The 25,464-nt window shown below is 73.9% G+C and carries 24 protein-coding genes; 17 read left to right on the top strand and 7 right to left on the bottom strand.

Going from position 1 to position 25,464, the window contains the following annotated elements; translation table 11 throughout:
* From ABGB06_RS01820 to ABGB06_RS01810, 3 genes are all read right to left on the bottom strand, one after another.
* The gene (locus tag ABGB06_RS01820) at nt 1-1,059 is read right to left on the bottom strand and encodes a glycosyltransferase (protein WP_347585412.1); all 1,059 of its coding nucleotides are present in this window, start codon (nt 1,057-1,059) and stop codon (nt 1-3) included.
* Between the two features lie 56 nt (nt 1,060-1,115).
* Nucleotides 1,116-2,999, bottom strand: a complete 1,884-nt coding sequence (locus tag ABGB06_RS01815) for a carbamoyltransferase C-terminal domain-containing protein (protein ID WP_347584807.1) — start codon at nt 2,997-2,999, stop codon at nt 1,116-1,118.
* An 85-nt stretch (nt 3,000-3,084) separates the two neighbouring features.
* Nucleotides 3,085-4,029, bottom strand: a complete 945-nt coding sequence (locus ABGB06_RS01810) for an NAD-dependent epimerase/dehydratase family protein (protein ID WP_347584806.1) — start codon at nt 4,027-4,029, stop codon at nt 3,085-3,087.
* Nucleotides 4,030-4,233: 204 nt separating this feature from the next.
* Here ABGB06_RS01810 and ABGB06_RS01805 point away from each other — a divergent pair, with 204 nt between their 5' ends.
* From ABGB06_RS01805 to ABGB06_RS01780, 6 genes are all read left to right on the top strand, one after another.
* Nucleotides 4,234-5,292, top strand: a complete 1,059-nt coding sequence (locus ABGB06_RS01805; RefSeq protein WP_347584805.1) for an NAD-dependent epimerase/dehydratase family protein — start codon at nt 4,234-4,236, stop codon at nt 5,290-5,292.
* A gap of 60 nt (nt 5,293-5,352) precedes the next feature.
* Nucleotides 5,353-6,309 (top strand): TIGR03557 family F420-dependent LLM class oxidoreductase, encoded by a 957-nt coding sequence (locus ABGB06_RS01800; protein ID WP_347584804.1) that lies wholly within the window; start codon nt 5,353-5,355, stop codon nt 6,307-6,309.
* A gap of 60 nt (nt 6,310-6,369) precedes the next feature.
* Nucleotides 6,370-7,248: an SDR family oxidoreductase gene (locus ABGB06_RS01795; protein WP_347584802.1), complete on the top strand. Its 879-nt coding sequence runs from the start codon at nt 6,370-6,372 to the stop codon at nt 7,246-7,248.
* 117 nt (nt 7,249-7,365) lie between these two features.
* A complete protein-coding gene (locus ABGB06_RS01790; protein ID WP_347584801.1) occupies nt 7,366-7,785 on the top strand; it encodes a CBS domain-containing protein in 420 nt (139 codons plus the stop codon).
* Nucleotides 7,786-7,848: 63 nt separating this feature from the next.
* Nucleotides 7,849-8,235 carry a DUF2267 domain-containing protein gene (locus ABGB06_RS01785; protein WP_347584800.1) on the top strand — a complete coding sequence of 129 codons (387 nt, stop codon included), beginning with the start codon at nt 7,849-7,851 and terminating at the stop codon, nt 8,233-8,235.
* A 187-nt stretch (nt 8,236-8,422) separates the two neighbouring features.
* Nucleotides 8,423-9,169 carry a methyltransferase domain-containing protein gene (locus ABGB06_RS01780; RefSeq protein WP_347584799.1) on the top strand — a complete coding sequence of 249 codons (747 nt, stop codon included), beginning with the start codon at nt 8,423-8,425 and terminating at the stop codon, nt 9,167-9,169.
* A gap of 13 nt (nt 9,170-9,182) precedes the next feature.
* On the opposite strand, the gene ABGB06_RS01775 is transcribed toward ABGB06_RS01780, so the two are convergent.
* Complete coding sequence (locus ABGB06_RS01775) at nt 9,183-10,181, bottom strand: aldo/keto reductase (RefSeq protein ID WP_347584798.1); 999 nt, start codon at nt 10,179-10,181, stop codon at nt 9,183-9,185.
* A 31-nt stretch (nt 10,182-10,212) separates the two neighbouring features.
* A complete protein-coding gene (locus tag ABGB06_RS01770) occupies nt 10,213-10,785 on the bottom strand; it encodes a dihydrofolate reductase family protein (RefSeq protein ID WP_347584797.1) in 573 nt (190 codons plus the stop codon).
* Nucleotides 10,786-10,938: 153 nt separating this feature from the next.
* Between ABGB06_RS01770 and ABGB06_RS01765 the strand changes: the two genes are divergently transcribed.
* The 6 genes from ABGB06_RS01765 (at nt 10,939) to ABGB06_RS01740 (ending at nt 17,545) form a co-directional block, all read left to right on the top strand.
* The gene (locus ABGB06_RS01765; protein WP_347584795.1) at nt 10,939-12,030 is read left to right on the top strand and encodes an NAD-dependent epimerase/dehydratase family protein; all 1,092 of its coding nucleotides are present in this window, start codon (nt 10,939-10,941) and stop codon (nt 12,028-12,030) included.
* A 68-nt stretch (nt 12,031-12,098) separates the two neighbouring features.
* The gene (locus ABGB06_RS01760) at nt 12,099-13,649 is read left to right on the top strand and encodes an NAD(P)/FAD-dependent oxidoreductase (protein ID WP_347585410.1); all 1,551 of its coding nucleotides are present in this window, start codon (nt 12,099-12,101) and stop codon (nt 13,647-13,649) included.
* 53 nt (nt 13,650-13,702) lie between these two features.
* A complete protein-coding gene (locus ABGB06_RS01755) occupies nt 13,703-14,167 on the top strand; it encodes an SRPBCC family protein (RefSeq protein ID WP_347584794.1) in 465 nt (154 codons plus the stop codon).
* A 73-nt stretch (nt 14,168-14,240) separates the two neighbouring features.
* The gene (ctaD, locus tag ABGB06_RS01750; protein WP_347584793.1) at nt 14,241-15,956 is read left to right on the top strand and encodes a cytochrome c oxidase subunit I; all 1,716 of its coding nucleotides are present in this window, start codon (nt 14,241-14,243) and stop codon (nt 15,954-15,956) included.
* A gap of 2 nt (nt 15,957-15,958) precedes the next feature.
* Nucleotides 15,959-16,330 (top strand): hypothetical protein, encoded by a 372-nt coding sequence (locus tag ABGB06_RS01745; protein WP_347584792.1) that lies wholly within the window; start codon nt 15,959-15,961, stop codon nt 16,328-16,330.
* Between the two features lie 39 nt (nt 16,331-16,369).
* Nucleotides 16,370-17,545 carry a zinc-dependent alcohol dehydrogenase gene (locus ABGB06_RS01740; RefSeq protein WP_347584791.1) on the top strand — a complete coding sequence of 392 codons (1,176 nt, stop codon included), beginning with the start codon at nt 16,370-16,372 and terminating at the stop codon, nt 17,543-17,545.
* 129 nt (nt 17,546-17,674) lie between these two features.
* Here the strand turns inward: ABGB06_RS01740 and ABGB06_RS01735 are convergent, their stop codons facing one another.
* Entirely contained in the window at nt 17,675-17,866 is a 192-nt protein-coding gene (locus ABGB06_RS01735; protein ID WP_347584790.1) for a DUF2795 domain-containing protein, read from the bottom strand.
* A gap of 225 nt (nt 17,867-18,091) precedes the next feature.
* On the opposite strand from ABGB06_RS01735, the gene ABGB06_RS01730 reads away from it, so the two are divergent.
* The 3 genes from ABGB06_RS01730 to dpgD all read left to right on the top strand — a co-directional run bounded on the left by ABGB06_RS01730 (nt 18,092) and on the right by dpgD (nt 23,708).
* The gene (locus ABGB06_RS01730; protein WP_347584788.1) at nt 18,092-20,761 is read left to right on the top strand and encodes a SpoIIE family protein phosphatase; all 2,670 of its coding nucleotides are present in this window, start codon (nt 18,092-18,094) and stop codon (nt 20,759-20,761) included.
* Nucleotides 20,762-20,934: 173 nt separating this feature from the next.
* Nucleotides 20,935-22,821: a sialidase family protein gene (locus ABGB06_RS01725; protein ID WP_347584787.1), complete on the top strand. Its 1,887-nt coding sequence runs from the start codon at nt 20,935-20,937 to the stop codon at nt 22,819-22,821.
* Nucleotides 22,822-22,892: 71 nt separating this feature from the next.
* Nucleotides 22,893-23,708, top strand: a complete 816-nt coding sequence (dpgD, locus tag ABGB06_RS01720; protein WP_347584786.1) for an enoyl-CoA-hydratase DpgD — start codon at nt 22,893-22,895, stop codon at nt 23,706-23,708.
* A 133-nt stretch (nt 23,709-23,841) separates the two neighbouring features.
* On the opposite strand, the gene ABGB06_RS01715 is transcribed toward dpgD, so the two are convergent.
* Nucleotides 23,842-24,651 (bottom strand): SAM-dependent methyltransferase, encoded by an 810-nt coding sequence (locus ABGB06_RS01715; protein WP_347584785.1) that lies wholly within the window; start codon nt 24,649-24,651, stop codon nt 23,842-23,844.
* Between the two features lie 189 nt (nt 24,652-24,840).
* On the opposite strand from ABGB06_RS01715, the gene ABGB06_RS01710 reads away from it, so the two are divergent.
* Both ABGB06_RS01710 and ABGB06_RS01705 read left to right on the top strand, forming a co-directional pair.
* Nucleotides 24,841-25,047, top strand: a complete 207-nt coding sequence (locus ABGB06_RS01710) for a type II toxin-antitoxin system VapB family antitoxin (protein WP_347584784.1) — start codon at nt 24,841-24,843, stop codon at nt 25,045-25,047.
* On the top strand, nt 25,038-25,457 hold the full coding sequence (locus ABGB06_RS01705) for a PIN domain nuclease (RefSeq protein ID WP_347584783.1): 420 nt from the start codon (nt 25,038-25,040) through the stop codon (nt 25,455-25,457). Before ABGB06_RS01710 ends, ABGB06_RS01705 begins: the two co-directional genes overlap by 10 nt.
* Nucleotides 25,458-25,464: the final 7 nt, after the last annotated feature.

Genomic DNA, 25,464 nt, shown 5'->3' with positions numbered 1-25,464 from the left:
CTAGTTGCCCGAAATGACCGAATCAAACGGCGCACGGCCGGCAACCTGCTCACCCCCCTCCCCTTCCGTCGCGTCGCCCGCCGGTCCCCCGGTCCAGGGCGCCGCGCGCCGGTGCGCGACCAGCCCGGCGAACCAGTGCCGCACGGCCGCCGGCGGGATCGCCACGCTCGTCACGACCATCCGGCCGATCTCGTCCGCGGTCCGGGGCCCCGGCAGGATCCGGGTCAGCGCGAACTCGGCCGTGCCGGCCAGCCAGAGCGCGGCGCAGCCGGCGGCCGTCCGCGGGCGGCGCGCGGCGGCGGCCAGCAGCGCGGCGGCGCCGGCGGCGGTGACGGCCAGGTGCCGGGGCAACCGCCCGCGCGGCGCGCCGGCCCGGGTCCACCAGTCCCCGCCGTGCAGCCGGTTCATCAGCACGTCGTCGGCGTTGCCGGCCTGGACGCGGACGGAGACCCAGGGGCCCGCGGGCCTGACCGGATGCGTGGTGCGGCGTTGGCCCATGGTCAGCCGCCAGCCGCGGTCGAGCATCCGGAGCGCCAGGTCGGCGTCCTCCCGGAAGGCACGGGGGAAGCGTTCGTCGAAGCCGCCGACCGACTCCAGGGCGGCCCGGCGGTAGACCAGGTCGGCGGTGATCCACCGGGCCGTGGCCAGGCCCGCGGTGGTGCGCTCCCAGTCGGTGGGGCGACGGCCGTCGGGCAGCGGGACGGTGATCCGGGCCTGCACGCCCGCGGTGCGGTCGCCGGCCAGCGCCAGATCGGCGAGCAGCGCGGCGCACCAGGCGGGTCCGGGCACCACGTCGTCGTCCAGGAAGGCGATCCAGGGCTCCGGCGCGGCGCGCCAGCCGGCGTTCCGCGCGGCGGCGGGTCCGGCACCGCGCCCGGGAACCACGGTCACCAGATCGCGGAGCGGCGCGGGGACGGCGACGGGCAGCGGGGTGGGGTCGTGCGGCGGGCGGTCGTCCACCAGCACGATGCGGGCCGGCCGGGGTCCGGTGGACTCGGCCAGCGCGGCCAGCAGCCGGCCGAGGCTGGGCCGGCCGAGCGTGGGCACCACCACGGCCACGTCGGTGCTCCCGCCCGGGCTGGCACCGGCGCCGGCCCGGGCGCCCGAACGCGCGCTCACGTCGGCTCCCCGAACCGGTCCGCGTCGGCCTTGCCGGCCGCGCCCGCCGTGCCGGCCGCGCGGGACATGCCAGCCGAGCCCGACACGCCCGAGGCGCCCGACATGCCGGCCACACCGGACGCGCCCGACCTGCGGGACGCGCCAGCCACACCGGCCGCGTCGGCCGCGTCGGCCGTGCGGGATGTGCCAGCCGTGTCCGACGTGTCGGCCGCGGCAGCGGCGGTCGCGGCCCAGTTCCGCGCGAACAGCGCGCCGCGTCGGACCACGAAGGGGCCGATCGCCAGCAGGTCCACGGGCGCCGAGCCGAAGCACTCCAGCGCGTCCCTGGGATCGTCGACCATCGGCCGGCCCGCGGTGTTCAGGCTGGTGTTCACCACCACCGGCAGCCCGGTCAGCCGCTCGAACGCGGCCAGCATCCGCGCGGTCAGCGGCTCGCGCTCGTCGTCCACGGTCTGGATCCGCGCGGTGCCGTCCACGTGCACCACGGCCGGGATCCGGTCCCGCCATTCCGGGCGCACGTCGTGCACGAAGAGCATGTACGGGCTGGGCAGCGGTCCCTCGAAGAGCTCGGCGGCCCGGTCGGCCAGCACCATGGGCGCCACCGGCCGGAACTGCTCGCGGCCCTTGATGTCGTTGAGCCGCTCCAGGTTGCCCGAGCGCCCCGGGTGGGCGAGCAGCGAGCGGTGCCCCAGCGCCCGCGGGCCGTACTCGGCGCGTCCCTGGAACCAGGCCACGACGGCGTTGCCGGCCAGCGCCTCGGCGACCGTGGCGGCCACGTCCGGCGGCCGTTCGAACGGCACCGCCGCCGTCTTCAGCCACGCCTCCAGCTCCGCCTCCGACCAGCCGCGCCCGAGGTCGGCGCCGGACGGCGGGGTGGTGGGCTCCGGGTCGAACTCGGCGGCGTGCAGCAGCGCGCCGCCCAGCGCGGTGCCCGCGTCGCCGGCCGCCGGCTGCACCCACACCCGGCCGAACGGGCCCTCGCGGGCGATGCGGGAGTTGGCGACGCAGTTGAGCGCCACCCCGCCGGCCATGGTCAGCACCCGGTCGCCGGTCTGCCCGTGCAGCCAGCCGACCAGGTCGAGCAGCACCTCCTCCAGGCACGCCTGGGCGCTGGCCGCCAGGTCCGCGTGCTGCTGGCTCCACGCCTGCCCCGCGCCCAGCGCCGGACACAGCTCCGCCCACGGCACGTCCGCGGCGTGGAAGCCGCCGTCCCCGGTCGCGTACACGTGCCGGCGCAGTTCGGGCAGCAGCCGCGGGGTGCCGTACGAGGCCAGCGCCATCACCTTGTACTCGTCGCTGGAGCGCAGGAAGCCGAGGTGTTCGGTCAGCTCCTCGTAGACCAGGCCGAGCGAGTGCGGCAGTTCCTGGCCGCGCAGCGGCACCAGATGGTCGCCCACCCGGCGGGCCGCGAGATGGGAGGTGGCCTCGCCGCGGCCGTCGAGCACCAGCACCGACGACGTCTCGGCGCCGGGCGCGGCGAACGCGGAGGAGGCCGCGTGCGCCATGTGGTGCGGCACGAACCGGACGCGCTCGGGGTCGAGCCCGGGCAGCGCGGTGGTCAGGAACGCCGGCGCCTCGCGGGCGTAGGACAGCCGCAGGTGGTCCCACGGGTCGGACAGGCCCAGGGCGTCGGCGGTCCTGGCGCGGTCCGGATCGAACGAGTAGGTGACCGCGTCCAGGTCCTCGGGACGCAGCCCGGCCTGTTCCAGACACCAGGCGGCGGCCTGCTCCGGGAGCTCCCAGGCGGCGAACGGCACGGGCCGCTTGCCGTGCTTGCGGCGCGAGAACCGCTCCTCCTCGGCGGCGGCGACCGGCCGGCCGTCGATCACCAGGGCCGCCGCGGGGTCGTGGAACAGGGCGTTGATACCGAGGACGCGCATGCGGGGGCCTCCGGGGGGACGGGACGGGATGGCGGGAACCGGGGAAGGCAGGGGAGGAGGGGGAAGAGGGAGGAGGGGGCAGGCCCTAGGCCGGGACCGCCTGCCGGTACCAGGCGATGGTGCGGGCGAGGCCCTCCTCGGCCGGCACCTCGGGCTCCCACAGGAGCTTGCCGCGGGCCAGCGTGATGTCGGGGCAGCGCACCCCGGGATCGTCGGTGGGCCGCTCGACGAGCCGGACGGTGGAGTCGGAGCCGGTCAGCCGCAGCACCGTGCGGGCCAGCTCCAGCATGGTGATCTCCACGGGGTTGCCCAGGTTGACCGGGCCGCGCAGTTCGGAGCCGGCCATCGCGAGGATCCCGCGCACCGTGTCGTCGACGTAGGTGAGGGAACGGGTCTGCCGCCCGTCGCCGGTGACCGTCAGCGGCTCGCCGGCCAGCGCCTGCCGGATGAAGGTGGGCACCGCGCGGCCGTCGTAGCCGCGCATCCGCGGCCCGTAGGTGTTGAACAGCCGGACGATCGCGGTGTCGGTGCCGTGCACCGCCGCCTCGGCCACGGTCAGCGCCTCGGAGAACCGCTTGGCCTCGTCGTACACGCTGCGCGGCCCGACCGGGTTGACGTTGCCCCAGTACGACTCCGGCTGCGGGTGCTGCCGCGGGTCGCCGTACACCTCGGAGGTGGAGGCCAGCACGAAACGGGCGCCGTCGCGGCGGGCCAGGGCCAGCGCGTTGCGGGTGCCGAGGCTGCCGGTGTCCAGGGTGTGCAGCGGCATCCGCAGGTAGTCGGCGGGCGAGGCGGGGGACGCGAGGTGCAGCAGCAGGTCCGCCGGCTCCCCGGCCTCGAACGGCTCGCAGACGTTGGCGTGCAGCAGCGTGAACCCGGGCCGGTCGGTCAGGTGGGCGACGTTGTCCCGCTGCGCGGTGGACAGGTCGTCCACGGCGGTGACCGCCGCGCCCTGGTCCAGCAGCGCCGTGCACACGTGGGAGCCGAGGAACCCGGCGCCCCCGGTCACGACCGCGTGTCGGAAACGCATCTTCGCTCCTTTCCTCGGCGGAGGCGTCGGACGTCGGCGTGATGTGCTGACCGCGGCGCGAGTACCCGGGGCATATCACCGCAAACCACTCAATTACGGCACGTAGCGCTGCTCGGCCGCCGGCCTCCCCGGCCCCGCCAGCCGGTTGACCAGCGGCGGGCCGGGGTACCCGGGCGCCCTGCCGCGATCCGGGAGGTGACGCTCATGCGTGTGGTGGTCGTGGGGGCGACGGGCAACGTCGGAAGCGCCCTGGTCCGGGCGCTGTCCGAGGACCCCGACGTCGCCTCGGTGCTCGGCCTGGCCCGACGAACGCCGGACTGGGAGGTGGAGAGGACGTCCTGGGCCGCCGTCGACCTGCGGGACGAGGAGGCCGAGGAGCGGCTGACCGAGCACTTCGCCGGCGCCGACGCCGTGGTGCACCTGGCCTGGATGATCCAGCCGGCGCGCGACCCGGTGACGACCTGGGCCACCAACGTGCTGGGCACCGAACGGGTGCTGCGCGCGGTGACCGCCGCCGGCGTCGGCACCCTGGTCTACGCCTCGTCCGTCGGCGCCTACACGCCGGGCCCCAAGGACCGCGCGGTGGCGGAGGACTGGCCCACCCACGGCTGGCCCGAGGCCCCGTACACCCGCGAGAAGTCCTACGTCGAGCGGATGCTCGACGCCTTCGAGCCCCGGCACCCCGACGTCCGGGTGGTGCGGATGCGCCCGGGGTTCATCTTCGCCAGGGAGGCCGCCGCCCACCAACGCCGCCTGTTCCTGGGCCCGTTGGTGTCCGGCCCGATGGTGCGGCCCGAGCTCAGCCCGGTGGTGCCCGACGTGCGCGGCCTGCGCTTCCAGGTGGTGCACGCCGCCGACGCGGCCGAGGCGTACCGGCTGGCGCTCTTCCGCGACGTGCGCGGCGCGTTCAACCTGGCCGCCGAGCCCGTGGTGGACGCCGCCCTGCTGGCCGGCCTGTTCCGCGCCCGGGTGCGGCGGCTGCCACGCCGGCTGCTGCGCGGCGCCATGGCCGGCGCCTGGCGGGCGCGGCTCACCGCGGCGCCGCCGCAGCTCTTCGACGCGCTGGTGCGGCTGCCGGTGATGGACTGCTCGCGCGCCGCGTCCGACCTCGGCTGGCAGCCGCGGCACACCGCCGAGGAGGCGCTGCTCGACCTGGTCTACGGCCTGCGGCATGGCATCGGCATGAACACCCCACCCCTGGCGGCCCGGCTCCCGCACGGCCGGCGCGACGAACTCACCACCGGCGTCGGCCGCCGCCCGTGAGACCGCCGGGCCGGCGAGACGAAGCGACGAGACGATCGGGAGAAGGAGCGTGTCAGCGCGATGACGACGTACGGATACTTCCTGGCCAGCGAGGATCACGGACCCAGGGAGCTGGTGGAACAGGCCCGGCTGGCGGAACAGGCGGGCTTCGACAGCCTGTGGATCTCCGACCACTACCACCCCTGGCTCGACGCGCAGGGCCACAGCCCGTTCGTCTGGTCCACCATCGGCGCGCTCGCCCAGGCCACCAGCCTGCCCGTCGAGACCGCGGTGACCTGCCCCACCGTGCGCGTCCACCCGGCCGTGATCGCCCAGGCCGCCGCCACCAGCGCGGTGCTGCTCCAGGGCCGTTTCCGGCTCGGTGTGGGCAGCGGTGAGGCGCTCAACGAGCACATCCTGGGCGGCCACTGGCCGCGCGCGGCGGTGCGCCTGGAGATGTTGGAGGAGGCCGTGGACGTGATCAGGCGGCTGCTGACCGGCGACCGGGTCAGCCACCGCGGCACCCACTACACGGTCGAGAACGCCCGGATCTACACGCTGCCCGACGAACCGGTGCCCATCGACGTCTCGGGGTACGCGCCCGCCGCCACCGACCTGGCCGCGCGGATCGGCGACGGCTTCGCGACCATGGGCCCGCAGGCCGACCTGCTGAAGCGGTACCGCGAGGGCGGCGGGTCGGGTCCCTCCTCGTGCGGTATCAAGGCGTGCTACGACACGGACCAGGACCGGGCCGCCCGCACGGTGCTGCGCCGCTGGCCGAACATGTTCCTGCCCGGCGAACTGGCCGCCGTGCTGCCCGAGCCGAGCCACTTCGAGCAGGCCACCGAGCTGGTGACCGAGGAGCACGTCAGGAACGGCCCGATGCCGCTGGGCGACGACCCCGAGGCGCACGTGAGGTCGCTCGCCGCTTGCGCCGAGGCCGGCTTCGACCACGTCTATCTCAGCCAGATCGGCGACGACATGACCGGCTTCTTCGACTTCTACCGCACCAAGGTGCTGCCCCAGTTGCCCCGTTGACCCCCCCGTTGACCGCCCGCTGACCGCCCCGTTGACCGCCCGCAGGACCTGGAGCGAACGATGAGCGAGCAGGAGAACCCGACCGAACGCCACCCGAGCCCGGCGTTCCCCGACCAGTCGCAGCGCCCGCCCGGCGACACCGAGGAGATGGCGCCGCGCCCCGACCACGGCGAGGACTCGTACCGGGGCAGCGGCCGGCTGGGCGAACGGAGGGCGCTGATCACCGGCGGCGACTCCGGCATCGGCCGCGCCGTGGCCCTGGCCTTCGCCCGGGAGGGCGCGGACGTGGCGTTCACGCACCTCGGTGCGGAGGAGCACGAGGCCGACGAGACGATCCGGCTGGTGACCGAGGCCGGCCGCCGGGCGGTCGCGGTGCGCTGCGACATCCGCGAGGAGGAGGCGTGCCGCCGGCTGGCCAACTCCACGGTGGCCGAACTCGGCGGCGTGGACGTGCTGGTCAACAACGCGGCGTACCAGATGTCCCAGCCGGAGAGCATCGAGGGCATCAGCACCGAGCAGTTCGACCGGGTGATGCGCACCAACCTCTACGGCATGTTCTGGCTGACGAAGATGCTGCTCCCCCACATCCCGTCGGGCGGCAGCATCATCAACACCACCTCCGTGCAGGGCTACAACCCGAGCCCGCACCTGCTGGACTACGCCATGACCAAGGGCGCCATCATCACCTTCACGCAGGGCCTGGCGGCCCATCTGGCACCGCGCGGCGTCCGGGTGAACGCGGTGGCCCCCGGCCCGGTGTGGACGCCGCTGATCCCGGCGACGATGCCGGACACCACCGGGTTCGGCGGCAAGAGCCCGCTCGGCCGGCCCGCGCAGCCCGCCGAGATGGCCCCGGCGTACGTCTTCCTCGCCTCCCAGGAGGCGAGCTACGTCACCGCCGAGATCCTCAACGCCACCGGCGGCTCGCCCCTGCCCTGAACGGGATCGCCGAGGCCTGCTTCGCACCTCTCGGGGCGTTTTGCCGTGGCACCACCGGTTACCCGGGTCGGGACCGAACAATCGTCCGTTCCCACGACCCAGCAGGAGGCACCTGCCATGGCACGCACGGTTGAGGAGATCATGACGCGGCAGCCGGCCACGGTCGGCCAGCGGGACAGCGTCGCGCAGGCGGCGCGGCTCATGAAGGACAACGACACGGGCGACGTCGCGGTGGTCGAGGACGGCCACGTCGTCGGCATCATCACCGACCGCGACATCACCGTCCGCGTGGTGGCCACGGACCGCCCCACCTCGACGACGGTCGCCGACGTGGCCAGCAAGGGCGAGGTGGCGACCATCAGCCCGCGCGCGACGCTGACCCAGGCCGCGTCGGTGATGCGGGACAAGGCCGTACGACGGCTGCCCGTGGTCGAGGACGGCCGGCTGCTCGGCATGATCAGCCTGGGCGACCTGGCGATCGAGCGCGACCCGGAGTCCGGCCTGGCCGACATCTCCGCGGCCGAGTCGAACGAGTAGCCGCCAGCCACGCGCCGACCCACGAACGAGCGAAACGAGCGACGAGACCGCCGGAGGCGAGAAGTGTCCTACGGAGAGTTCCTGTCCAGCGTGCGTGAGCGCGGTGAGTACGCCGCCGACGAGGCCGAACGGATCGTCGAGGCGGTGCTGGCCACCCTCGGCGAGCGCCTGCCCGAACAGCCCGCCCAGCACCTGGCCGACCAGCTGCCCACCCCGCTGGACGACATCCTGGAGGACGCGGCGGACGGCCCCGGACGCAGTTGGGGGGTGACGGAGTTCGTCACCCATGTCGCGGAACGCACCGGCGAGGACGAGGACACCGCCGAGGCCGATGCCCGGGTGGTCTTCTCGGCCCTCGGCGACCAGGTCACCGGCGGCGAGTTGAACAAGCTGCTCAGCCAGCTCCCGTCGGGCTACGCCGAGCTCTTCGGCTACCCCGAACTGGTCTGACGGCCCCGGCCCGGTCGGGGGCGAAAACCGATGGACACGGCCACGGCCGGGTCCTAGCCTCGTGGAGGTTCCGAAGATCCACGTCCGAACGAGGTGCTTTTGATGACGGTTCTGGCAACGGCGGCCCGCGCCAACAGGCCGTCCTCCGCGCACGTCATCAGCCCATCGGACACAAGGAACCCCAACAGTGGATCTTCCACGTAGCTTCACCATCCGCGAGAGCAGCCACCGCATCCACAACCCGCTCACCGGCGAGAAGCTGGCGACCCTGGGGAAGGCCCTGCAACTGGCCCCCGGAACGCGCGTGCTCGACCTCGCCAGCGGCTCCGGCGAGATGCTGTGCACCTGGGCGCACGCCCACCGCATCGTCGGGACCGGAGTCGACATCAGCACCCAGTTCACGGCCCGGGCCCGAGCCCGGGCGGTCGAGCTCGACGTCGCCGACCGGGTCGACTTCATCCACGCCGACGCGTCCGGCCATGTCGCGGACGAACCCGTCGACCTCGCCGCGTGCATCGGCGCCACCTGGATCGGCGACGGAGTGGTCGGCACGATCGAGCTGCTGCGCCGCAGCCTCCGCTCCGGCGGCATGCTGCTGATCGGCGAGCCGTTCTGGCGTCAGGATCCTCCGGACCAGGACGCCGTCGAAGCCTGCCATGCGACCAGCAGGGACGACTTCCGACCGCTGCCCGAGCTGCTCGAACAGTTCGGGGAACTGGGTTACGACGTCGTCGAGATGGTGCTCGCCGACCAGGACAGCTGGGATCGGTACCGGGCCGCGCAGTGGCTCAACGTCCGGCGCTGGCTGGACCGGAATCCCACCGACGAACTGGCCCCCGAGTTGCGGGCCGAGCTCGCGAGCGGCCCGGTCAACTACGCCAGGTACGAGCGCGAGTATCTCGGCTGGGGCGTCTTCGCTCTCATGGGCCGCTGACGCCCACGTCCGCTCACGCCCCGTCGGGGGTCGGCACCCGCGCGGGCAGCAGCCCTGCTGCCCGCGCGGCGGCCCAGAACCCCGCCGGGACCGGATGCGCGAGCATCCGGGCGGTGCCGTCCACCTCGTCCGGCGTCCGGGCGCCGACCACGACGCTCGCCACCGCGGGATGGCCGAACGGAAACCGGACGGCGGCCGCCGTCGGAGGCACGTCCCACCGCCGGCAGACGTCGTGCCACCCGGCGACCCGCCGGGCCAGTTCCGCCGGCACCGTGGCGTAGCCGTGCGGCGCGCCGGGACGGGGGTCGGCGAGCAGGCCCGACTGGTAGACCCCCGCGGCCATCACGGCGACGCCGCGTGCCGCGCACAGCGGGAGCAACTCGTCGAGCCCGGACTGGTCGAGCAGGTTGTACCGCCCCGCGAGCATCACGCAGTCGGGTCCCGGCGCCTCCGCCTCCCGGAGATAACGAGCCGCCACCGGCGCGTGGTTGACGCCGATCGACACCGCGCCGACGGCGCCCCGGGCCCGCAGCTCGGCGAGCGCGCGGTAGGCGTCCGACACGGCCACCGGGAAGTCCTCGTCGGGGTCGTGGACATGCAGAACGTCGATCCGGTCCAGGCCGAGCCGCTCCAGGCTGTCCTCCACCGAACGCATCACCCCGGCGTACGAGTAGTCCCGCCGCGGCCCGACCCCGGGCGGCGGGTCGGCCCAGATGGGCTGCGTGTCGCCGCCTCCGGGCACGATCAGCCGACCGACCTTGGTGCACAGCGCGTACTCCGCGCGCGGCCGGCGGCCGAGAGCGGCCCCGGCACGGCGCTCCGACCGGCCGTAGCCGTAGACGGGCGCCGTGTCGAAGAGCCGGACCCCGAGATGCCACGCGCGGTCGATGGTGCGCGCCGCGTCGTCGTCGGACACGGGCGCGAACAGCCCGCCGAGCGACGCGAGCCCGAGCCCGAGCCGGGTGACCCGCAGGTCCGTGCGGCCCAACGCCACCGGCTCGTCGGCCCTCATCCGCGGCAACGCTTCGGATCGCGGCCCATGGTCAGCGGACCACGTCGAAGACGTTCTTCTGCAGGCCGTTGGCGTACGCCTCGTGCTCGACGAGCCGCAGCTTCTGGGTGTCCTTGTCGGTGTCGCTGAACAGGCGCTTGCCCGCGCCGAGCAGCAGCGGGAACACCAGCAGGTGGTAGCGGTCGATCAGGCCGGCGTCCGAGAGGCTCCAGTTGAGGGAGGCGCTGCCGTGCACGATGATCGGGCCGCCCTCGGTCTCCTTGAGCGCGGCGACGTCGTCCAGCGAGCGGAGGATCGTCGTCTCGCCCCAGTTCGCGACGAGGTCGTCCTCGGCGAGCGTGGTGGAGACGACGTACTTCGGCATCACCTTGTACTCGGCGAACTCCGCCATGTCCGGCCAGACGGGGCTGAACGACTCGTAGCTGATCCGGCCCAGCAGCAGCGCCGCCGCCTCCTGCTGCTCCCGGCCCTTGATCTCGTACGCCTCGGGCAGGAAGTCGACCTCCTTGAAGGTCCACCCGGTGTTCCGGTAGCCGGGCTCGCCGCCCGGGGCCTCCATGACGCCGTCGAGCGAGACGAAGGCGGTGCTGATGAGGGTACGCATCGAGGTCTCCCACAAGTCCCGCGGCCGGTTCCCCGGCCGGTTCCGTCACCATCTTTCCCTGACAGACCACCGCTCGCGGCAAAACTCATCGGGCCGCCCCGGCGGAGCGCCGGAGAGGGTTTCTCGGCGCGGTTGGCGGGTTACCCGGGGCGCGTGAGCGATGACCCTGTGCGTGTCGTGGTGGTGGGCGCGACCGGCAACATCGGTGTCGCGCTGACCCGCCGGCTGGCCGCCAGCCCTCGGGTCGGTTCGGTGCTGGGGCTGGCCAGGCGCGTGCCCGACGGGCCTCCCGCCGACGTGCCGAATCCGGCGAGGATCGGGTACGCGCGCCTCGACATCACCGACGATGCCGCCGAGCCGGAGCTCGCCGAGGTTTTCGCCGGCGCCGACGCCGTCGTGCACCTGGCGGCGCTGTTCCAGCCCTCGCACCGGCCCCGGACCACGTGGCGCACCAACTGCGTCGGCGCCGCGCGGGTGTTCCGCGCGGTGGCCGCCGCCGGCGTGCCCGCGCTGGTGCACGCCTCCTCCTTGGTGGCCTACTCCCCCGCGCCGCGGGACGACCGGCGCGTGGACGAGAGCTGGCCCACGCACGGCTGGCCCACCGCCGCCTACCCGCGGGAGAAGGCGTACGCGGAGCGGCTGCTGGACGCGTTCGAGCCCCGGCACCCCGACGTCCGGGTGGTGCGGATGCGGCCCGCCGTCGTGGTGACCGGTGAGTCGGCGCCGCAGCAGCGGCGGCTGTTCGGCGGGCCGCTGTTCCCCGCCCGGCGCCCGCCCCGGCCGCTGCGGCTGTTCCCCGACGTGCCGGGCCTGCGCTTCCAGGTGGTGCACGCCGACGACGTGGCCGAGGCGTTTCACCAGGCCGTCGTGGCGCCGGTGGCCGGCGCGTTCAACCTGGCCGCCGAGCCCGTCGTGGACCCGGTGCTGCTGGCCGAGCTCGACGGCGGCCGGGCGGTGCGGGTGCCCCGCCGGGCGCTGCGCGCCGGCGTCGCCGCGGGCTGGGGCCTGCGGCTGGTGCCGACCTCGCCGTCCATGCTGGACGCGGTCCTGCGGTTTCCGCTGCTGGACGCCGGGCGGGCGCACCGCGAGCTGCGCTGGGCGCCGCGGCGGTCCGCCCAGGAGGCGGTCACCGACTTCCTGGCCGGTCTCCGGCACGGCGCGGGCGGCGACACCCCGCCGCTGCGCCGCAGGGTGCCCGGCGGGCGACTCCGGGAGGCCGCGGCGGGCGTCGGGGAGCGGCCGTGACCAGCGACCACGGCACGGAGCGGCGGCCCGCCATCGCCAGTGATCTGGACGGCACCGCCGACGCCGTGGTGGTCGGGGCCGGGCCGAACGGGCTGGTGGCCGCGAACGTGCTGGCCGACGCCGGCTGGCGGGTGCAGGTGCTGGAGGCGCAGGAACGCCCCGGCGGCGCGGTGCGCAGCGACCGCGGGGTGCACCCGGACTACGTCAACGACCTGTTCAGCTCGTTCTACCCGCTGGCCGTCGCCTCCCCCGCGCTGCGCGGCCTGGAGCTGGAGCGCTGGGGCCTGGCCTGGAGCCACGCCCCGGCCGTGCTGGCGCACCCGCTGCCCGACGGCCGCTGTCCGGTGCTGTGGCGGGACCCGATGCGGACCGCGGCGAGCCTGGAGTCGCTGGGCGTCGGGGACGGCGAGGCGTACCTGCGGCTGCTCGACCTGTGGGACCGGGTGGGCGACGTGCTGCTCAACGCGCTGCTCACCCCGTTTCCGCCGGTCAGGGCCGGCCTGCGGCTGCTGCGGAACGTCCACGCCGCGGGAGGGCTGCGCGCGCTCCGGACGCTGACGCTGCCGGCCCGGCGGATGGGCGAGGAGGAGTTCTCCGGGCCCGGCGGCGGGCTGCTGCTCACCGGCAGCGGCCTGCACGCCGACTTCTCGCCCGAGTCGCCGGGCAGCGGCGCGTTCGGCCTGCTGCTGGTCATGCTCGGCCAGCGGCTGGGCTGGCCGGTGCCGGTCGGCGGGTCGAACGGCATCACCAACGCGCTGGTCCGCCGGCTGGCGGCGCGCGGCGGCGCGCTGCGCTGCCGGGCGCCGGTGGCCGAGGTGGTGGTCAGGGAGGGCCGGTGTCTCGGCGTCCGCACCGCCGACGGCGAGCCGGTGCGGGCCCGGCGGGCGGTGCTGGCCGACGTGTCCGCGCCGGCCCTCTACGGCGGCCTCGTCGACTGGGCGCACCTGCCCGACCGGCTGCGCGGGGAGCTGCGGCGCTTCCAGTGGGACTTCGCGACGTTCAAGACCGACTGGGCGCTGTCCCGGCCGATCCCGTGGGCCGCCGAGGGCGCGGCCACCGCCGGCACCGTGCACGTCGCCGACGGCCTCGACCACCTCACGAGGAACACCGCGGACCTCGTCACCGGGCGGACGCCCGAGCGGCCCTGCCTGGTGCTCGGCCAGATGACCACCTCGGACCGGAGCCGCTCCCCCGCCGGCACCGAGTCGGCGTGGGCCTACACGCACCTGTCCCAGCGGTCCGGTCAGGGCGGCCGGGACGGCGGCTGGAGCGCGGCCCGGCGCGCCGACCTGGCGGACCGGATGGAGCGGGCCGTGGAGCGGCTGGCGCCCGGGTTCCGCGACAGCATTGTGGCGCGTCGGGTGCTGGCCCCGCCCGATCTGCAGCGGTTGAACCGCAACCTGGTGCGGGGCGCGCTCAACGGCGGCACGGCCGCGCCGCACCAGCAGCTGGTGTTCCGGCCCACGCCGGGCCGCAGCGGCCCGCACACCCCGGTCGCCGGCCTGTACCTGGCCTCGGCGTCCGCCCACCCGGGCGGCGGCGTGCACGGCGCGTGCGGCGCCAACGCGGCACACGCGGCGTTGCGTTCACGCTTCCTGCCCCGCCGCACACGCCGGTAGCGCCGAGGCCGTCAGCACCGAGAGAGCCGGTGGCACCGAGAGAGGAGACCCGTATGGCCGTCCGACCCGTTCTGATCAGGCGCCCGCCCGCGGCGGTGTGGGCCGTGCTCGCCGACGGCGACCGGTACGCGGACTGGGTGGTGGGCACGCACGACTCCCGCCCGCTGGAGGGGGACTGGCCGTCGGTCGGTGCCACGCTCCGCTACGTGGTGCGGGTCGGGCCGTGGCGGCTGGGCGGCGAGACCGTGGTCCGGGTGAACGAGCCGGGCCGGCGGCTCGAACTGGAGGCGCACAGCGGGCGCCTCGGCACCGCCCGGATCGCCATCGAGATCCGGCCCTGGGGCGACGACGCGCTGGTCATCGTGGACGAGCACCCGCTGCGGGGCCCCGGCGGCCGGATGCACAACCGGAGCAGCGAGGCGCTGCTGCAACTGCGGCACCGCCGGATGCTCCGGCAACTGGCCCGGGTGGTGGAGGGCGACGAGGCGTCACGCCATCCGGCGGGAAACGCCCACTAACGAGTCAATTCGGTCGGAGCCCGGCGACCGCCGCTACAACAGGGCCCGGACAGCTGCCGAAAGGACCGGACCGATGGCCACCTTGACCGAGCCGAAGGCGCCGCCGCCCTCACCGCCACCGGCGCCCCGCACCCGGGGGCAGATCCTCGTCGCGTGGGCGAGCACCACCGACCACAAGAAGATCGGTGCCCTGTACATCGGCAGCGCGTTCGGGTTCTTCCTCGTCGGCGGCGCGCTGGCCATGGCGATGCGGGCCGAGCTGGCCCGGCCCGGCATGCAGATGCTCACCGCCGAGCAGTACAACCAGGCGTTCACCCTGCACGGCACCATCATGATGCTGCTCTTCGCGACGCCGCTGTTCGCCGGTTTCGCCAACGCCATCATGCCGCTGCAGATCGGCGCTCCCGACGTGGCCTTTCCGCGCCTGAACGCCCTGTCGTACTGGCTGTTCCTCTTCGGCGGGCTGCTCGTGGTCGGCTCCCTGCTGACTCCCGAGGGCGGCGCGAGCTTCGGCTGGTTCTCCAACGCGCCGCTGAACGACCAGGTGCACTCGCCCGGCATCGGCCACGACATGTGGATCATGGGCCTGGCGCTCTCCGGGTTCGGCACCATCCTCGGCGCGGTCAACTTCGCGGCCACCATCATCTGCATGCGGGCGCCCGGCATGACGATGTTCCGGATGCCGATCTTCACCTGGAACGTGCTGCTGACCAGCGTGCTGGTGCTGATGGCCTTCCCGGTGCTCGCCGCCGCCCTGTTCGCGCTGGAGGCCGACCGGGCCTTCGGCGCGCACGTCTTCGACGCGGCCAACGGCGGTTCACTGCTGTGGCTGCACCTCTTCTGGTTCTTCGGCCATCCCGAGGTGTACATCATCGCGCTGCCGTTCTTCGGCATCGTCACCGAGATCATCCCGGTGTTCAGCCGCAAGCCGATCTTCGGCTACCTCGGCCTGGTCGGCGCCACCATCGCCATCGCGGGACTGTCGATGACGGTGTGGGCGCACCACATGTTCGCCACCGGGGCGGTGCTGCTGCCGTTCTTCTCCCTGCTCTCCTTCCTGATCGCGGTGCCGACCGGCGTGAAGTTCTTCAACTGGATCGGCACCATGTGGAAGGGCTCGCTGAGCTTCGAGACGCCGATGCTGTGGTCGATCGGCTTCCTGGTCACGTTCCTCTTCGGCGGCCTGACCGGCGTCATCCTGGCCTCGCCGCCCCTGGACTTCCACGTGCACGACAGCTATTTCGTGGTCGGCCACTTCCACTACGTGGTGTTCGGCACGGTGGTCTTCGCGATGTTCGCCGGCTTCCACTTCTGGTGGCCCAAGCTGACCGGGCGGATGCTCGACGAACGGCTGGGGAAGATCCACTTCTGGACGCTGTTCGTCGGCTTCCACGGCACCTTCCTGGTGCACCACTGGCTCGGCGCCGAGGGCATGCCGCGCCGCTACGCCGACTATCTGGCGGCGGACGGTTTCACCGCGCTGAACACCGTCTCCAGCATCGGGGCCTTCCTGCTCGGCCTGTCCACGCTGCCGTTCCTCTACAACGTCTGGTGGTCCGCCCGGCACGCGCCGAAGATCGAGGTGGACGACCCATGGGGCTTCGGTCGCTCCCTGGAGTGGGCCACCTCCTGCCCGCCGCCCCGGCACAACTTCGTCTCGCTGCCCAGGATCCGTTCCGAGTCGCCCGCCTTCGACCTGCACCATCCGCGGGTCAGCGAGCTGGACGAGGCCAGGCACGCGGGCCGCCGGGACGTGGGCGAGTCCACCGCGGACACCCTGGGCGGCTGACCGTGCGGGAGTGGGAGCGGCGGCGCGCCGCGGCCACCGGCATCACCAGGATCGAGGGCTACCTGCGCTGGCAGGCCGAGCTCGGCACCCCGCGCGCCGCGGCCGAGCGCTTCGCCGCCCGGCTGTCCTGGCTGACCCGCGACGAGCGCGAGGAGCTCGTGGAGCGCTACGTGGAGGAGCGGCTCGGCATGGCCCAGCGGCTGGCCGCCGGGGTCGAGGAGCGCTGCCGGGAGATCGAGGCGGCGCACGCCGCCCGCTACCGGCGGCTCCGGCAGCGGATGCTGTGCGCCAGCGTCTGCGTGCTGGTGGCGACCGCGAGTCTGGTCACCGCGGTGGTGGGGATGCTCGCCGGTTCTGGGTACCCGGGGCGGTGACCGCCGGCCGGACACGAACCGTGAGGGAGGCGAGGCCCCATGAAGGCGGCAGTGTGGCACGGGAAACGCGACGTACGGGTCGACGAGGTGCCGGAGCCGACGATCCGGGAGCCGACGGACGCGCTGGTGCGGATCACGTCCACCGGCCTGTGCGGATCCGACCTGCACCTCTACGAGGTGCTGGCGCCGTTCATGACCCCGGGCGACGTGCTCGGCCACGAGCCGATGGGCATCGTGGAGGAGGTCGGCGACGAGGTCACCTCGATCCACCCCGGCGACCGGGTCGTCGTGCCGTTCCAGATCGCCTGCGGCACGTGCTTCATGTGCCGGCAGGGACTCCAGACCCAGTGCGAGACCACCCAGGTCAAGGACCAGGGCATGGGCGCCGCGCTGTTCGGCTACACCAAGCTCTACGGCCAGGTGCCCGGCGCGCAGGCCGAGTACCTGCGGGTGCCGCAGGCCCAGTACGGGCCGATCCCGGTGCCCCACGAGGGCGCCGACGACCGCTACCTCTACCTCTCTGACGTGCTGCCCACGGCGTGGCAGGCGGTGACCTACGCGGCGGTGCCGGAGGGCGGCACGCTGGCAGTGCTCGGCCTGGGCCCGATCGGCGACATGGCCTGCCGGATCGCGCTGCACCAGGGCATGGCCGAGGTCTTCGGCATCGACCTGGTCCCGGAGCGGCTGGCCCGGGCCAGGTCGCGGGGCGTGACGACGCTGGACCTCACCGCACACGAGGACGTCGCCGAGGCGGTTCGCGAGCGCACCGGCGGCCGGGGGCCGGACGCGGTGATCGACGCGGTGGGCATGGAGGCGCACGGCAGCAGGGGCACCAAGCTGGCGCAGGACCTGGCCGGGCTGTTGCCGGGGCGGCTGGCCGAGAAGGTCGCCGGCAGGGCGTCCGTGGACCGGCTGGCCGCGCTGACGCTTGCCATCGACATGGTGCGGCGCGGCGGCACCGTCTCGCTGTCCGGGGTGTACGGCGGGATGACCGACCCGATGCCGATGCTGTCCCTCTTCGACAAGCAGATCCAGCTGCGCATGGGCCAGGCGAACGTGCGGCGCTGGGTGCCCGACATCCTGCCGCTGCTGACGGACGACGACCCGCTGGGCGTCGACGACTTCGCCAGCCACCACGTGCCGCTGGCCGAGGCGCCCGAGGCGTACCGGATGTTCCAGCGGAAGGAGGCCGAGAAGGTCGTGCTGCGCCCCTGACGGCCGCTCCCGACGCGCCCCGGATTCCGTCCGCGCACCGGACACGCCCGCGCCGCCGGCAGCAGGTCGCCGGCGGCGCGCGGGGCGGTGCGTGGTGCACCAGGGCGTACACCAGTCGGGCACGTGGGGTCAGGAGCCGAAGACCTCCTTCTCCACGTCGTTCGGGCCGTTGTAGCGGTTCCGCCGCAGGTGCTCGAACGTGTCCACCAGGCCCCGGTCGGCGTGGTTCTTCCTGGCCTGTTTGACCACGGTGTCGCGGTTGGCCGGGTAGTTGATCCCCTTCAGTGCCTTCTGCACCTCTATGGGGTTCGCCTTGGCCATGATCATCCCTCCGATCACTGTGCGTTCTGGTGTGCTACGGCACCCGCGTACCCGCCGGCCTCGCGGCCCAACCCGGCCGCCGGCGCCGTACGCCGTGTTTCGACCCGTCCCCGAGGGAAACCCGCGTTGGGCACCATGCCCAGGCGGCAGCGGGCGGCCCGCCCGAGCAGCCGCAAAACCTCATCTTCCAGGCGGTAATCGTCCAACCAACGCATTCCGGCTAGCATGAGCCCCGTCCGTAACTCCTCCACCTCCGGGACCACGATGGAGCAGGGTCGCATCGACGACGTGATCGACCAAGCGGCGACGGCCAGGGCGACCGTCGACGAGCGAGGCGTCATCACGGGCTGGAACGAGGGCGCGCGGGCGCTGCTCGGCTACCCGCCGGACGAGGTGGTGGGCCGGCCCGCGGCGGAGCTGCTGGCCGAGGACCTCGGCGCGGTCTTCGGCCGGCGACGCCCGGACGGGCAGCCGCTGGAGGACCACGACGCGGACGGCGGCGGAGCCGGCAGGGCGGACGGCGGGGACGCCGGGCCACGGCGCCGGTTCGATCCGCTGCTGGGCCGCTGGAGCGGGTCGGTGCGGCTGCGGCACCGGAACGGCGGCACGGTCACGGCCCAGATCCTGGGCCACCACCGCAGGCCGGCGCACGGCCCCGCCGACTGGCTGCTGGTCTCCGCGCTGCATCCCGAGCCGGTCCCGGGTCCGGGCACCGACGAGTTCTCGCTGGGCGACGAGGGCTTCGCCCAGTCGCCCTGCGCCATGGCGCTCTACGACGCCGGGCTGCGGCTGCGGCGCGCGAACACGTACATGGAGCGGGCCGTGGGCCTGCGGGAGGACGACGCCCGCGGGCTGCGGCTGCCCGAGATCCTGATGCATCCCGGGGTGGAGCAGATCGAACAGCGGATGCGCGAGGTGCTCGGCTCCGGACGGACCGAGGACCTGCAGCAGTACGTGCACCTCATCGGCCGGGACCAGCGCGCCTGGTCCGTCATCCTCGCCCCGCTCCGCGGCCGCTCCGGCGAGGTGCGCGGGGTCTGCCTGTCCGCACACGACGTGACCGAACAACACCAGGCCAGGCAGCGACTGCTGCTGCTGAACGAGGCGAGCACCCGGATCGGCAGCACGCTGGACGTGCGCCGGACCGCCCAGGAGCTGGCCGACGTCGCCGTGCCCAAGCTGGCCGACCTGGTCACCGTGGACCTGCTGGCCTCCCCGGACAGCGGGCCCGAACCGCCGCTGGGCCAGTCGGTGGGCGGGAAGGTGACGCTGCGCCGCGAGGCCCAGCGGTCGATCATGGAGGGCATTCCCGAGTCGGTGGTCGAGGTGGGCGCCGAGGCCAGCTACCCGCCGAGCTCGCCCCCCGCACAGGCCCTGGCCACCGGCCGGACGACGCGACACCGGGTGAGCGACCCGGAGTTGGACACCTGGATGGCGGACGACCCGACGCGCCTGGAGCGGCTGCGGGAGTTCGGCCACGCCTCGTTCATGGTGGTGCCGATGCGGGCCCGCGGGATCACCCTGGGCCTGGTGATCTTCTACCGGCACCAGCGCAGCGAGCCGTTCGAGCAGGACGACCAGCTGCTGGCCGAGGAGATCGCGGCGCGCGCCGCGATCTGCATCGACAACGCCCGGCGCTACACCCGGGAGCGCGGCACCGCGGTCACCCTGCAGCGCAGCCTGCTGCCCCAGGAGCTGCCCGAACAGGCCGCGGTCGACGTCTCCTTCCGCTATCTGCCGGCCGGCGCGCTGGCCGGGGTGGGCGGCGACTGGTTCGACGTGATCCCGCTGTCCGGCGCCCGGGTCGCGCTGGTCGTCGGCGACGTGGTCGGCCACGGCATCCACGCCTCGGCCACCATGGGCCGGCTGCGCACCGCCGTGCGCACGCTGGCCGACGTGGACCTGCCGCCGGACGAGCTGCTGACCCACCTCGACGACCTGGTGCTCCGGCTGGCCACGCACGGCAGGCCGGAGGGGCGGGCCGGCACGGGGGCGCCTCCCGGGCCGTCCAGGACCGGCGGGATGGTGGGGGAACGCGGGGAGGAACGGCCGGAGACCGAGGACCGGACGCCGGGCGAGATCGGCGCCACCTGCCTCTACGCGGTGTACGACCCCGTCTCCCGCCGGTGCACGCTGGCCCGCGCCGGCCATCCGGAGCCCGCCCTGGTGCGTCCCGCCGGCCGACCCGGCGCGAGCGACACGGCCGACGGGGACGGCGAGGCGACCGTCGAGTTGATCGAACTGCCCGCGGGGCCGCCGCTCGGCCTCGGCGGGGTGCCGTTCGAGGCGGCGGAGGTCGAGGTGCCCGAGGGCAGCCTGCTCGCCCTCTACACGGACGGCCTGATCCAGGCGCGCGACCGGAACATGGAGGCCGGCCAGCAGCGGCTGCTGGAGGCGCTCGGCCAGCCGGCGGCCTCGCTGGAGACCGTCTGCGACACCGTGCTCGGCGCGCTGCTGCCCGGCCGCCCGGCCGACGACATCGCGCTGCTGGTCGCCCGCACCCGGGCGCTCGACCGCAGCCAGGTCGCCACCTGGGACGTGCCGGCCGACCCGGCCGTGGTCGCCCAGGCCCGGAAGAACGCCTCCGACCAGCTGGTCGAATGGGGCCTGGAGTCGGCCATCTTCGTCACCGAACTGATCGTCAGCGAGCTGGTCACCAACGCGATCCGGCACGCCGAGGCGCCCATCCAGTTCCGGCTGATCCACGACCGCTCGTTGATCTGCGAGGTCAGCGACTCCAGCAGCACCGCGCCCCATCTGCGCCGGGCCCGCAGTTTCGACGAGGGCGGGCGGGGCCTGCTGCTGGTGGCCCAGCTCACCCAGCGCTGGGGCACCCGGCAGACCAGCGGCGGCAAGGTGATCTGGGCCGAACAGGCGCTCCCGCCGGCCCTCTGACGCCCCATCGACCCCTGCTGATCACCAAGGTTTCACGGATGTTGCCTGTTGTTTCCCTTCCGGCCGGGAAGGGTGACAGAAACTTCCTCCGAACAACGGGTCGTGACGTGATCTCACCAAGACTGGCCTGGTCATCGGCGCGCGCATTGGCATGGTCATGCACATTGTGCGTGATGGCCGCCCTGCTGGCCGTCCTCCCCGCACCGGCCGCGGCCACCCCCGCCACCCCGGCCGCGGCCGCCGCTCCAGAACCCGCCGAACTCGACGAACAGGTGCTGTTCCGCGCCGCCGAGGAGGAGGGCTACGCCTGCTTCCGCATCCCGGCCGTGGTGGAGACGACCACGCCCGGCACCCTGCTGGCGTTCGCCGAGGGCCGCCGCGACAACTGCGGTGACGCCGGCGACATCGACATCGTGGTCAAGCGCTCCGTGGACGGCGGCGCCACCTGGGGCCCGCTGCGCGTGGTGCTCGCCGGCGACGGCGACACCCGGGGCAACCCGGCGCCCCTGGTGGACGCCGAGACCGGCCGGATCCTGCTCGCCAGCACCCACAACGCCGGCCGCGCCGACGCCGGCAACTGCGAGGTCCCCTGCGAGCGGGTCCCGTATCTCCAGTACAGCGACGACGACGGCGAGACCTGGTCCGAGCCCCGCTCCCTCGACGCCGAGCTGCGCCCCGACTCCTGGAACTCCTGGTACGCCACCTCCCCCGTGCACGGCATCCAGCTGACCCACGGCCCGCACGCCGGCCGCCTGGTCTTCTCCGTCAACGGCGGCAGCTGGGCGGACGGCCGGGTCACCGCCCACCACGCCGGGCTCGCCTACAGCGACGACGGCGGCGACACCTGGCAGCTCGGCGCGGTCGACAGCTGGGAGGTCGGCGCCGACCAGACGGTGCGCCAGATCCCGCAGGAGACCACCCTGGCGGAGCGCGAGGACGGCTCGATCTACGTCAACGCCCGCGACAACGCCGGCACCGACCTCGGCCACCGCACCGCCGCGGTCAGCAGCGACGGCGGCGAGAGCTTCGACGCCCCGTTCACCGCGCTCCCCGACCTCTACACGCCCGTGGTCCAGGGCTCGCTGCTGCCGCTGCGCACCGAGAGCCAGGACGGCTACGACCGGTGGCTGTTCGCCGCCCCGGCCGACCCGGACCGGCGGCGCACCATGATGATCCGCTCCTCCTGGGACGAGGGCGCGACCTGGGACGGCGTGGACCGCGGCATGGTGGTCAGCACCGACTGGTCCGGCTACTCCGACATGGTGGCGCTCGGCGACAACGCGGTGGGTCTGATGTACGAGGGCGGGGCGGTCGACGCGCGGGACGAGATCCGCTTCACCCGCTTCACCGAGGAGGACCTCGGCCCGCGCCGCGGCCCGGACCCGACCACCCCGGACGGCGCGCCCTCCGCGAACCCGGCCGCGGTGCTCGGCGGCCCGGTCGGCACCGCCGGCGCGTACGACGGCGCGCTGACGTTCGACGGCACCAACGACGCGGTGCGGCTGCCGTACCGCGAGACGCTGCCGCTGGGCGAGAGCGACTTCACGGTCAGCCTGTGGTTCCGCTACGACGCCGACACCGGCACCCAGCCGTTCCTGTGGATGGGCGGGGTGGGCGGCGCCGCCCCGCAGGTGTGGGTGCGCGGCGAACCGGACAGCGGCCGGCTGCGCGGGCTGATGACCGCGGTGGACGGCGCCAACCCGGCGGCGAGCGCCTCGGTCAGCACGCGCGAGGCGTACAACGACGGCGCGTGGCACCATCTCGCGCTGACCCGCGCCGACGGCACGTTCACGCTGACCGTGGACGGCGCGGAGACGGTGTCCACGGCCGACGTGCCGGGGACGGTGAGCCGCAACTCGGTCTTCGGCGTGCACCTCGGCCAGGGCGTGGACAGCCGGACCCACCTGTCCGGCGCGCTCGACGAGGTGCATGTCTTCGAACGGGTGCTGTCCGCAGAGGAGTTGACGGCCCTGCGGACTGCCAACACGCTGCCGGCGGCCACCCCGGCGCTGTCCCTCGCGCTCGACGAGACCACCGCGCCCGCCGGAGAGGCCGGCTGACGCCACCGAGTACGGTGTGACCCGCGGCCGGGCGGACCAGCCCGGCCGCGGGGCTGAGAGGGGACACCGGGGTGTTGGACGAGCTGACGCGGGTGCGCTACGAGAAGCGGGGACGCGTCGCCCACGTCACGCTGGACCGGCCGGACGTGCTGAACGCGATGGACCTCCGCATGCACGAGGAACTGGCCGCAATCTGGGACGACTTCGAGGCGGACGACGAGATCTGGGTGGGGGTGCTGACCGGTGCGGGCGACCGCGCGTTCTCGGTCGGCCAGGACCTCAAGGAGCTGGTGCGGCGGATCGAGAGCGGCGAGCAACAGCAGGGCCCGCCCGCCACGTTCGGCAGCCGGGGCCGGCCGGGCTGGCCGCGGCTCACCGAGCGCTTCTCGCTGGCCAAGCCGCTGATCGCCCGGGTCAACGGCTACGCCCTGGGCGGCGGTTTCGAGCTGGCCCTGGCCTGCGACGTCGTGCTGGCCGCCGAACACGCCGAGTTCGCGCTGCCGGAGGCCCGGCTGGGGCTGGTGGCCGGCGCCGGCGGGGTCTTCCGGCTGGCCCGGCAGGCGCCGTACCGGGTCGCGCTCGGCTACCTGATGACGGGCCGTCGGATGCCGGCCAGCCGGGCGTACGAGCTCGGCCTGGTCAACGAGGTGGTGCCGGCGGACCGGCTGGACGAGTGCCTGGACGGCTGGCTGGCGGACATGCTGCGCTGCGCCCCGCTCTCGCTGCGCGCGGTCAAGGAGGCCGCCGCCGCCTCGGTCACGATGCCGCTGGAGCAGGCGTTCGCCACCCGGTACGCCTCGGAGGAGCGCCGGATGCGCAGCGCCGACGCCGAGGAGGGCCCACGCTCCTTCGTGGAGAAACGCGACCCGATCTGGCGCGGCGAATGACCCGCCGCCGTGGCGAAGGCTGCCGCGCCGAGCCACCACGGTGCCGGAGGCACGTGTGCGACGAGGTGCGATACGACCTGCCCGAGGTGCACGGCGAGGGCCGCGGATCGTTCGGTCCCCGGGCGGCGACCCGTCAGCGCTTGCGGGCGATGGCCGCGTAGGCGCAGATCTCGGCGTCGGCGATCTCGGGCAGGTCCTGGTCGGGCCGCGGGCGCCAGCGGTGGGTGGGCACCAGGCCGGGATCGACCAGGTCCATGCCGTCGAAGAACGTCATCACCTCGGCGTGCGTGCGGAGTTGGCCGCCCGTCGTGGTGGTCTTCCCGTACATCTCCGCCACCGCCGCCATCTGCTCCGGGTTCAGGTCGGCGGTGGCGTGCGCGAGCATCAGGTAGCTGCCGGACGGCAGCACGTCCATCAGCCCCTCCACCAGCTCGTGCGCCCCGCGCTCGTCGGAGATCAGGTGCAGCAGGGCGACCAACGACAGCGCCACCGGCTCGTCGAGGTCGATGGTGTCGGTGAACTCGGGCGCGTTGATGATGGACCGGGCGTCGGTCGCGTCGGCGTGCAGGTACGCCAGCCGGCCGCCGGGCGCGCTGCGCAGCAGCGCCGAGGCGTAGACCAGGACGATCGGGTCGTTGTCCACGTAGACCACGCGGGCGGTCGGGTCCACGCCCTGGGCGATCTGGTGCAGGTTGGGCTGGGTCGGTATGCCGGTGCCGATGTCGAGGAACTGCCGGACCCCGGCCTCGGAGGCGAGGTAGTGGACGGCGCGGTGCATGAAGGCCCGGTTGTGCTGGGCCCCCCGGCGCACGCTCGGCCACACCTTCTGGACCTGCTCGGCCGCCGCCTCGTCCACCTCGTAGTTGTTCTTGCCGCCCAGCCAGTAGTCGTAGACCCGGGCGGAGTGCGGCTTGGTCGTGTCGACATGCGAGGAGTGGGTCATGAACCTGTCCGAGGCGGTCGGGGACGGGGATCGCGCGGTTCACCCATCCAACCCCGCACGGCCCGCGCGTCGCAACACCACACCCGCCGGCCGCTGGCGGCCGACACCCGCCGCCCCGGGAGGTCGATGCCTGAAATTCGGGTATCCTGATATCGAATTTCGCCAGAAAGCTATGCATGGAGGCAGCCCATGTCCCGCACCGTGATCGATCTGGACGATGCCTTGATCGAGGAGGCCGCCGCCATACTGGGCACCACGACGAAGCGGGCCACGGTGAACGGAGCGCTGGAGGAGTTCGTCGCGGCGGCCAGGCGACGCCGCTTCCTGGACCTGCTCGACGATGGGGTCTTCGACGACCTGGCCGACGCGGACGTCATGGCCCGCGCATGGCGCTAGCGAGGTACCTGGTCGACAAGAGCGCGTGGTCCCGCGCCCGGCAGCCGGTCGTGCGCGCGGCTCTCCTGCCGCTGCTGGAACGGGGCCTGCTGGCCACATGCGCGGTGGTCGACCTTGAGGTGCTCTTCAGCGCGCGCGGCGCGGACGACTACGCCCGAGGCCGGGCGGCCCGCGCCGGATTCGAGTGGCTGCCGCTCACCGACGAGGTCGGGAGCCGCGCCCTGGAGGTCCAGTCGCTGCTCGCCGCGAAGGGGCAGCACCGAGCGGCCTCCATCCCCGACCTGCTCATTGCCGCCACGGCCGAGCGCCATGGCGTCTCGGTGCTGCACTACGACGCCGACTTCGACACGATCGCCACGGTCACCGGCCAGCCGGTGCGGTGGGTCGTCGAGCCAGGATCGGCGGACTGAGCCGTTG

This window comes from Streptomyces sp. B6B3 (assembly GCF_039871525.1).
Lineage (GTDB): Bacteria > Actinomycetota > Actinomycetes > Streptomycetales > Streptomycetaceae > Streptomyces.
The sequence above is the reverse complement of the archived record's forward strand: the minus strand, read 5'-3'. Positions and strand labels throughout refer to the sequence as shown.

Excerpts from the sequence above, each read along its gene's own strand:
- ABGB06_RS01815 (WP_347584807.1), bottom strand. The coding sequence starts at position 2,999 with ATGCGCGTCCTCGGTATCAACGCCCTGTTCCACGACCCCGCGGCGGCC.
- ABGB06_RS01810 (WP_347584806.1), bottom strand. The coding sequence starts at position 4,029 with ATGCGTTTCCGACACGCGGTCGTGACCGGGGGCGCCGGGTTCCTCGGC.
- ABGB06_RS01805 (WP_347584805.1), top strand. The coding sequence starts at position 4,234 with ATGCGTGTGGTGGTCGTGGGGGCGACGGGCAACGTCGGAAGCGCCCTG.
- ABGB06_RS01800 (WP_347584804.1), top strand. The coding sequence starts at position 5,353 with ATGACGACGTACGGATACTTCCTGGCCAGCGAGGATCACGGACCCAGG.
- ABGB06_RS01795 (WP_347584802.1), top strand. The coding sequence starts at position 6,370 with ATGAGCGAGCAGGAGAACCCGACCGAACGCCACCCGAGCCCGGCGTTC.
- ABGB06_RS01790 (WP_347584801.1), top strand. The coding sequence starts at position 7,366 with ATGGCACGCACGGTTGAGGAGATCATGACGCGGCAGCCGGCCACGGTC.
- ABGB06_RS01775 (WP_347584798.1), bottom strand. The coding sequence starts at position 10,181 with ATGAGGGCCGACGAGCCGGTGGCGTTGGGCCGCACGGACCTGCGGGTC.
- ABGB06_RS01770 (WP_347584797.1), bottom strand. The coding sequence starts at position 10,785 with ATGCGTACCCTCATCAGCACCGCCTTCGTCTCGCTCGACGGCGTCATG.
- ABGB06_RS01755 (WP_347584794.1), top strand. The coding sequence starts at position 13,703 with ATGGCCGTCCGACCCGTTCTGATCAGGCGCCCGCCCGCGGCGGTGTGG.
- ctaD (WP_347584793.1), top strand. The coding sequence starts at position 14,241 with ATGGCCACCTTGACCGAGCCGAAGGCGCCGCCGCCCTCACCGCCACCG.
- ABGB06_RS01740 (WP_347584791.1), top strand. The coding sequence starts at position 16,370 with ATGAAGGCGGCAGTGTGGCACGGGAAACGCGACGTACGGGTCGACGAG.
- ABGB06_RS01735 (WP_347584790.1), bottom strand. The coding sequence starts at position 17,866 with ATGGCCAAGGCGAACCCCATAGAGGTGCAGAAGGCACTGAAGGGGATC.
- ABGB06_RS01730 (WP_347584788.1), top strand. The coding sequence starts at position 18,092 with ATGAGCCCCGTCCGTAACTCCTCCACCTCCGGGACCACGATGGAGCAG.
- ABGB06_RS01725 (WP_347584787.1), top strand. The coding sequence starts at position 20,935 with ATGGCCGCCCTGCTGGCCGTCCTCCCCGCACCGGCCGCGGCCACCCCC.
- ABGB06_RS01715 (WP_347584785.1), bottom strand. The coding sequence starts at position 24,651 with ATGACCCACTCCTCGCATGTCGACACGACCAAGCCGCACTCCGCCCGG.
- ABGB06_RS01710 (WP_347584784.1), top strand. The coding sequence starts at position 24,841 with ATGTCCCGCACCGTGATCGATCTGGACGATGCCTTGATCGAGGAGGCC.
- ABGB06_RS01705 (WP_347584783.1), top strand. The coding sequence starts at position 25,038 with ATGGCGCTAGCGAGGTACCTGGTCGACAAGAGCGCGTGGTCCCGCGCC.